General features: G+C 36.5%; 4 protein-coding genes. 2 read left to right on the top strand and 2 right to left on the bottom strand.

What is annotated here, in order from left to right; all coding sequences use genetic code 11:
* Nucleotides 1–72 precede the first annotated feature (72 nt).
* Entirely contained in the window at nucleotides 73–1,551 is a 1,479-nt protein-coding gene (guaB, locus tag HT723_RS10800) for an IMP dehydrogenase (protein WP_000073401.1), read from the bottom strand.
* Nucleotides 1,552–1,702: 151 nt separating this feature from the next.
* Nucleotides 1,703–2,728: a tryptophan--tRNA ligase gene (gene trpS, locus HT723_RS10795; protein WP_172935187.1), complete on the bottom strand. Its 1,026-nt coding sequence runs from the start codon at nucleotides 2,726–2,728 to the stop codon at nucleotides 1,703–1,705.
* 205 nt (nucleotides 2,729–2,933) lie between these two features.
* Between trpS and HT723_RS10790 the strand changes: the two genes are divergently transcribed.
* Nucleotides 2,934–4,556 (top strand): ATP-binding cassette domain-containing protein, encoded by a 1,623-nt coding sequence (locus HT723_RS10790; protein WP_172935186.1) that lies wholly within the window; start codon nucleotides 2,934–2,936, stop codon nucleotides 4,554–4,556.
* 61 nt (nucleotides 4,557–4,617) lie between these two features.
* Nucleotides 4,618–7,013, top strand: a 2,396-nt coding sequence (locus HT723_RS10785; protein WP_172935185.1) for a YfhO family protein, incomplete at its 3' end; no start/stop codon positions are given.

The following is a 7,013-nucleotide window of genomic DNA, read 5'->3' as shown; positions in this document are numbered from 1 at the left end:
GACGCCGCTGGAGAGAAACGGCTTATAGCCGGTGTACAAGCCACCCGTTTTCACGGGTGGTTATGACTGTTTTTACATAGAATAATTTGGTGCTTCATTAGTAATTTGTACATCATGAGGATGGCTTTCTTTCAAACCAGCACCAGACATTTCAATAAATTGAGCATTATCATGCAACTCTTTAAGGTTAGCTGCACCACAGTAACCCATACCAGAGCGAATACCACCAATCATTTGGAAAACAATATCAGCTGCCGCTCCTTTATAAGCAACACGACCTTCAATTCCTTCTGGAACAAGTTTGTTTGCTTCATTGACAGAGCCTTGGAAGTAACGATCGCTTGAACCTTTCTTCATAGCAGCGATTGATCCCATACCACGGTAAGTCTTGAATTTACGTCCTTGGAAGATTTCAGTTTCACCTGGAGCTTCATCAGTTCCAGCAAACATTGATCCAAGCATAACAGCATTTCCACCAGCCGCAAGTGCTTTTACAATATCTCCAGAATACTTGATTCCACCGTCAGCAATGATCGTTTTACCATATTCACGCGCAACAGCTGCAGCATCATAGATAGCTGTTACTTGTGGAACACCAACACCAGCAATCACACGAGTAGTACAGATAGAACCTGGGCCAATACCAACCTTGACAACATCTACACCCGCTTCATAAAGGGCACGTGCACCCTCAGCTGTTGCAATATTTCCAGCAATCAAAGTACGATCTGGGAAGTGAGCACGAATCTCAGCAATTTTACGCAAGACACCTGCAGAATGACCATGTGCAGTATCAATAACAATCGCATCTGCTCCTGCTTCAAAAAGAGCCTCTGCACGTTCAAATGTATCTGAAGTAACACCTACTGCACCTGCAACTAGTAGACGACCAAACTCATCTTTAGCGGCATTTGGAAACTCAATAACTTTTTCAATATCTTTGATAGTAATCAAACCAGAAAGACGACCTTCTTCATCTACCAAAGGAAGCTTTTCAATACGGTGTTCTTGAAGAATGCTCTCAGCTGTTGCAAGATCTGTACCCACAGGAGCAGTAATAAGATTTTCACTGGTCATATGATTTGAGATTGGTTGGTTATAGTCTGAAATAAAACGAAGATCTCGGTTTGTCAAAATACCAACCAATTTACGATTTTCAAGTGTTTCAACAACTGGAACACCACTGATGCGGTAACGACCCATAAGCTCATCTGCTTCAGCAATTGTATGTTCAGGCGTCAAGAAGAACGGATCAATAATAACTCCATTTTCAGAACGTTTTACCTTGCGAACCTCGTCTGCTTGTTGAGCAATTGACATGTTTTTATGGATAACTCCGAGACCGCCTGCACGAGCAATAGCAATGGCCATTTGACTCTCTGTAACTGTGTCCATGGCAGCGGTAATAATTGGGATATTTAAAGTCAAATTATCTGCCAATTTAGTTGTTAAATCTGCATCGTTAGGCAACACATGACTTTCAGCTGGAATAAGCAATACATCATCAAAGGTAAAACCTTTTTTCAAAAATTTAGTGTCCCAATTAGACATTCGAAGTTTCCTCTTTTCTTTCTTTTTGAGCTTGACTCTTTTTATATTGTATCTATCATACCATTCTATAAAAATTTGTCAAATGTTACAGGGGCAAATAAAAAACTATCTTTTCTTTGAGATAGAAATGATAGTTTCTTGTAAAATAAACCTAGTTAAAGTAATGAAGTCCCATTGCTCCTTTAACCTCAGATAAGGTCTGACCTGCAACTTCACGTGCTCTTTCACTACCTTTTTGAAGCATATTATAAACTTCTCCCATATCCTTAGCAAATTCAATACGGCGCTCACGAATAGGACCCAGTTCACGTTCTAATATTTCAAGTAGATAACGCTTGGTCTTCACATCACCAAGACCACCTCGTTGATAATGTTCTTTCATGTCAGCAATTTCTTGAGCATCTTCTGGACGACCAAAAACATCTAGATAATGGAAAACCATATTTCCCTCAATCTTACCTGGATCCTCAACGCGGATATGATCTGGATCTGTATAAATACTCATTACTTTTTTACGTAAAGTATCCGCATCATCAGCTAAATAAATACCGTTATTGAGTGATTTAGACATTTTAGCATTCCCATCCAAACCAGGCAAACGCCCTGCTCTTTCATTTTCTGGGTAAATACCTTCCGGTTCTACCAAGACATCACAGTTATATGCATTGTTAAAAGAACGAACAATTTCACGAGTTTGCTCAATCATTGGTTTCTGATCTGTCCCAACAGGAACATAATTAGCCTTGAAAGCTGTGATGTCAGCTGCTTGAGCAATTGGATAGACCAAGAAGCCTGTCGGAATACTTTCTCCAAAGCCTTTCTGAGCAATTTCTGTCTTGACTGTTGGATTGCGCTCCAAACGTGCTAATGAAACCAGATTCATATAGTACATAGATAGTTCAGCCAACTCTGGAATCTGGCTTTGAATAAAGATTGTCGATTTACTTGGATCCAATCCAACTGCAAGATAATCCAAAGCCACATTTCCGATAGACTCTACAATGGTTTGAGGATCTTTGGCATGATCTGTCAAGGCTTGTTGGTCAGCCAAGAACACAAACATATCATACTTATCCTCTTCCTGTAATAATACTCGATTTTTGAGACTTCCAACATAATGTCCAATATGCAATTTTCCTGTTGGACGGTCTCCTGTTAAAATAATGGGTTTAGTCATTTTATTCTCCTTCGATATGGTCCCTTCAATTATAGCATTTTTTTAATGAAATAACTGCAATTTATAAAAATAAATCAACCTTGCTATTTACGGATTTGTGTAAAGTATGCTGTAAATGTAATTTACACAAAATTGACAGATAAAAATTTGAATATTTCCGTATTTTCTAGTAGAATAAATATATTACACATATAGGAGAAAAACATTGCTTACAGTATCTGATGTTTCACTACGTTTTAGTGATCGCAAACTTTTTGATGATGTCAATATCAAATTTACAGAAGGAAATACTTACGGATTAATCGGTGCTAATGGTGCCGGAAAATCAACCTTTTTAAAAATTTTAGCTGGAGATATCGAACCTACTACTGGTCACATCTCTCTTGGTCCAGATGAACGTCTCTCTGTTCTTCGTCAAAATCACTTTGACTATGAAGATGAACGTGCCATTGATGTTGTTATCATGGGAAATGAAAAACTTTATAGCATCATGAAAGAGAAAGATGCCATCTACATGAAGGAAGATTTCTCAGACGAAGATGGGGTTCGTGCTGCCGAACTCGAAGGAGAGTTTGCCGAACTTGGAGGTTGGGAAGCAGAGAGTGAAGCCTCTCAACTCCTTCAAAACCTAAACATTCCAGAAGAATTACACTACCAAAACATGAGCGAATTGGCCAACGGTGAAAAAGTAAAGGTTCTCCTCGCCAAAGCACTTTTTGGTAAACCAGATGTTCTTCTCTTGGACGAGCCTACTAACGGTTTGGATATCCAATCGATTACTTGGTTAGAAGACTTCTTAATTGACTTTGATAACACAGTTATCGTAGTATCCCACGACCGTCACTTCTTAAACAAAGTTTGTACTCACATGGCCGACCTTGACTTTGGAAAAATCAAACTCTATGTCGGAAACTACGACTTCTGGAAGGAATCTTCTGAGCTCGCTGCTAAATTGCTAGCAGACCGTAATGCTAAAGCAGAAGAAAAAATTAAGCAATTGCAAGAATTCGTAGCTCGTTTCTCTGCTAATGCTTCTAAATCAAGACAAGCAACATCACGTAAGAAAATGCTTGATAAGATTGAACTTGAAGAAATTGTACCATCTAGTCGTAAATATCCATTTATCAACTTCAAAGCGGAACGTGAGATTGGGAATGATCTCTTGACAGTAGAAAATCTAACTGTAAAGATTGATGGTGAGACTATTTTAGATAATATCAGCTTTATCTTGCGTCCAGGTGATAAGACAGCACTTATTGGACAAAATGATATCCAAACGACTGCATTAATTCGTGCAATCATGGGAGACATTGACTATGAAGGAACTGTCAAATGGGGAGTGACCACTAGTCAATCTTACCTGCCAAAAGATAACTCAGCTGATTTTGCAGGAGGAGAGTCAATCCTTGACTGGTTGCGTCAATTCGCAAGTAAAGAAGAAGATGATAATACTTTCCTACGTGGCTTCCTCGGCCGTATGCTCTTCTCTGGAGATGAGGTTAACAAATCTGTAAATGTCTTGTCAGGGGGAGAAAAAGTTCGTGTCATGCTTTCAAAACTTATGCTCTTGAAATCAAATGTCCTTGTACTTGATGATCCAACCAATCACTTGGACTTGGAATCTATCTCAAGCTTAAACGACGGATTGAAAAACTTTAAAGAATCAATCATCTTTGCCAGCCATGACCACGAGTTTATTCAAACTCTAGCTAACCATATCATTGTCTTGTCAAAAAATGGCGTCATCGATCGTATCGATGAAACTTATGATGAATTCCTAGAAAATGCAGAAGTACAAGCAAAAGTTAAAGAACTTTGGAAAGACTAAATAAAACTTCAAAACTCAGTTGGGTTAACCAGCTGGGTTTTCTAACATTTTATGAGGTAACATGAAATTATTTTTTAAAACATATTGGATCTATTTTGTTTCTTTCATCATTCCCGTAATCATTATGATAGGAGTATATCTATCTCAAGGTATCTACTGGAATAGCGATACATCTCCACTATTAGGAGATGGGTTTCATCAATACGTTATTTTTGATGTAGCTTTACGAAATATCCTACATGGAAATGATAGTCTGTTTTATACCTTTACAAGTGGCCTCGGATTAAATTTCTATGCCCTATCTAGTTATTACTTGGGAAGTTTCCTTTCACCTCTAGTTTACTTTTTTGATCTAACGAATATGCCAGATGCTGTCTATCTGACAACTCTCTTAAAATTTGGATTGATTGGACTGTCAACTTACTTTAGTTTAAATAAATTATTTCAATCGATTCCTAATCCTTTAAAACTAGCTTTATCTACTTCCTATGCTCTGATGAGCTTTACCGTTAGTCAGTTAGAGATAAAAACCTGGCTAGATGTTTTTATCTTGATTCCTTTAATTATAACTGGTTTACACCTACTTATAACTGAAAAGAAATTCCTATTGTACTTTACAAGTCTGTCAATCTTATTTATCCAAAACTATTATTTTGGCTATATGACAGCATTGTTTCTTATTTTCTGGTATCTCTGTCAAATTTCTTGGGACTTTAAAACCCGCAAATCATCTGTTCTTGATTTTGTTGTCACCTCCTTTTTAGCTGGTATGGCTAGTTTAATTATGACTCTTCCCACTCTATTTGATTTACAGACACATGGGGAAAAATTGACTGAAGTTACAAAGTTTCAAACTGAAAGTAGCTGGTATCTTGATCTCTTTGCTAAGCAATTCATTGGTTCCTTTGACACAACAAAGTATGGAGCCATCCCAATGATTTTTGTTGGACTACTTCCCTTTATTTTAACTATTTTATTTTTTACCCTGAAATCTATTAAGTTTCACGTGAAACTTATCTATGCAATCTTCTTTGCATTTCTAATTGCAAGCTTTTATATTGAAGCTCTTGATTTATTTTGGCAAGGCATGCATACTCCAAACATGTTTTTACATCGCTATGCTTGGATTTTCTCTACCTTGTTAATTTACACAGCAGCGGAAGTCTTAAATCGTCTGAAAGAACTTAAAATCTGGAATTTTTTAGTTTCGCTTTTTCTTATAGTAACAGGATTTTTAGCTACCATCTATCTAAAATCACATTATTCTTTTTTAACAGATTTGAATATTCTGCTTACTCTTGAATTTTTGGTTGTCTATTCGCTTTTACTCCTTGCAGTTATCAAAAAGTTTATATCTGTGAATCTGTTTGCCATTCTAATCTCTTTATTTATAATAGTTGAAATAAGTTTAAATGCTTCATCTCAAATGGACGGAATTGCTAAAGAATGGGGATTTGCTTCTCGAAGTGCTTATAGTAGAGATATCCCAGCTATGGAATCTTTCTCAACATATATTGGAAATCAATTTACTCGTACTGAGAAACTAGAAACTCAGACAGGAAATGACAGTATGAAATTCAACTACAATGGAATCTCTCAATTTTCATCTGTTCGAAATCGTTCAGCAAGCTCTACTTTGGATAAACTTGGGTTTAAATCCTCTGGGACTAATCTCAATCTCCGCTATGCAAATAATAGTATTTTGGCTGATAGTTTATTTGGCATCCAGTACAATATCTCAGACAGTCCTATTGATAAGTATGGTTTTAAAGATATCTATCAAAAAGATAATCTTACCCTATATGAAAATCAATACTCTCTTCCGATTGCATTTGCTAGTCAATCTGTTTACAATGATGTCAAGTTCAATGAACATACCTTAGATAATCAAGCCTCGTTTTTAAATCAACTTGCTAACGTCGATTTTGATTATTTTTCTCCAATACCCTATGAAAAAACAGAGAATACTGATGATTTGATTAGTGTTACAAGTTCTTCAAATGAGGATGCAGCAATCCAATATCAAATTGAAGTGCCAGAAAACAGTCAAGTTTATCTTTCTTTCACAAACCTTCACTTTTCTAATGACAAACAAAAAAAGGTTGACATCCTTGTAAATGGTGAAAAAAAGACTTTTACAACTGATAATGTCTTCTCCTTCTTTAATCTAGGTTATACAAAAGAGACAAAAACTTTCAATATTCATGTTAGTTTCCCTGGAAATTCACAAGTATCATTTGAATCTCCTACCTTCTACCGTTTAGATACCCAAACTTTAACTGAGGCAATTCAAAAAATTAAAGAACAACCTGTAACAGTATCAACTTCTAAAAACAAGGTCTTTGCTAGATATGATGTCAAACAAGATACATCTATTTTCTTCACCATTCCTTATGATAAAGGCTGGTCTGCCTACCAAGATGGTAAGAAAATAGAAATTAATACTCAATCATTTTC

The organism is Streptococcus sp. 2106, assembly GCF_013277315.1.
In the GTDB taxonomy this organism is placed as follows: domain Bacteria; phylum Bacillota; class Bacilli; order Lactobacillales; family Streptococcaceae; genus Streptococcus; species Streptococcus pseudopneumoniae.
This window is presented reverse-complemented; position numbering and strand designations above follow the sequence as displayed.